Origin of the sequence: Sphingobacterium sp. IITKGP-BTPF85, from assembly GCF_001006065.1 — a bacterium.
GTDB lineage: Bacteria > Bacteroidota > Bacteroidia > Sphingobacteriales > Sphingobacteriaceae > Sphingobacterium > Sphingobacterium anhuiense.
The window spans coordinates 1-1,423 of sequence record NZ_ASZT02000301.1; the positions used below are offsets into that span (position 1 = coordinate 1).

2 protein-coding genes are annotated in these 1,423 nt (G+C 45.0%); both read left to right on the forward strand.

The window, feature by feature from the left end:
- On the forward strand, positions 1–451 hold a 451-nt coding region (gene otsB, locus L950_RS25300), incomplete at its 5' end, for a trehalose-phosphatase (RefSeq protein WP_037526695.1).
- A partial coding sequence (locus L950_RS25305; protein ID WP_021191012.1) for a glycoside hydrolase family 15 protein occupies positions 429–1,423 on the forward strand: 995 nt, incomplete at its 3' end. The genes otsB and L950_RS25305, both read left to right, overlap by 23 nt.

Here is a 1,423-nt window from a genome sequence, read left to right on the forward strand (position 1 = left end):
AAAGTCATATTCTTTAGCTTGGCATTACCGTAAAGCACAGCCCGGACTTGGACAGCTTCGCGCGCTGGAACTGGTGGAGAGCTTACGCTATTTAGTACAGCAGCATGGCTTGCAGTTATTAATGGGCGATAAAGTGATTGAAGTCAAAAACAGCGAGCTCAATAAAGGTAAAGCAGCAATGGAAATCGTCAACAGCTATAATCCCGATTTCATCTTTGCGATCGGCGATGATGCGACCGACGAAGATATGTTCTTAGAACTCCCTGCGGATGCGATTACCATTAAGGTGGGCAATAAAAAGTCCGCTGCGCAGTTTTATGTAGATACACAGCAAGAAGCCGTTCAGCTGATCGAATACTTTGCTTACAATAGAGTAAAACAACAGCAGATCAACGGAACAGATTCAGAAATTAAAAAAATTGAAACTTATGACCAAAACACCGAAGCATAAATATAACAGTGGCATCATCGGCAATTGTTCCTACATTGCCCATGTCAATATCACCGGAAATATTACCTGGCTATGTTGGCCGACCTTTGAAGATTCATTTGTGTTCGGTAGTTTATTGGACCAGGAGAATGGAGGTGAATTTTCGATCCTGCCCACTTCAGAAATCACGAATACCGATCAGCAGTACATTGAAAACACCAATATTTTATGTACGACGTTGACAACCGAAGAAGGCAGTTATCGGATCACCGATTTTGCCCCACGTTTTGAGCAGTACGAGCGCTATTACAAACCACTGATGTTGGTCCGTAAGGTAGAACCCATTTCGGGACGACCAAAGATCCGTGTTCGCTGTACACCTAAGTATCAATACGGAAAACAGGGATTCACGAAAAACCGCGGCAGCAACCATATCCAATTTGAACAGGAGGACATCAGAATGCGCTTGGCAACAAATATGCCTGTAAGCCATTTTTTCGATGATATTCCGCATGTACTGAGCAGTACTGTTTATTTGGTGATGACATTCGGAAGCCCATTTGAGGCTCCGATAGAACGAACCGCAGAAGATTTTTTAAGCAGAACTAAAAGTTATTGGCACCGCTGGGTAAAAAATGCTTCCATCGCCCCATTCTGCCAGAAAGAAGTCATTCGTTCTGCGCTGGTTCTTAAACTTCATCAGTATGAGGATACAGGCGCTTTGATTGCGGCCAGCACGACAAGTCTTCCCGAACATCCGGGAAGTGGCCGTAACTGGGATTATCGCTACTGCTGGTTGCGGGATAGCTACTATGTACTGACTGCCCTGAGTCACATCGGGCAGTTTGAAGAGATGGAAAAATACGCTTCCTACATTGCTAATATTACACAGACGGATCGCGGACGCCTGCAGCCGCTCTACGGTATCATGGGGCAGCATCAGTTAACAGAAACCACGCTCGACCATCTCGAAGGATACTTAGGAAATAAGCC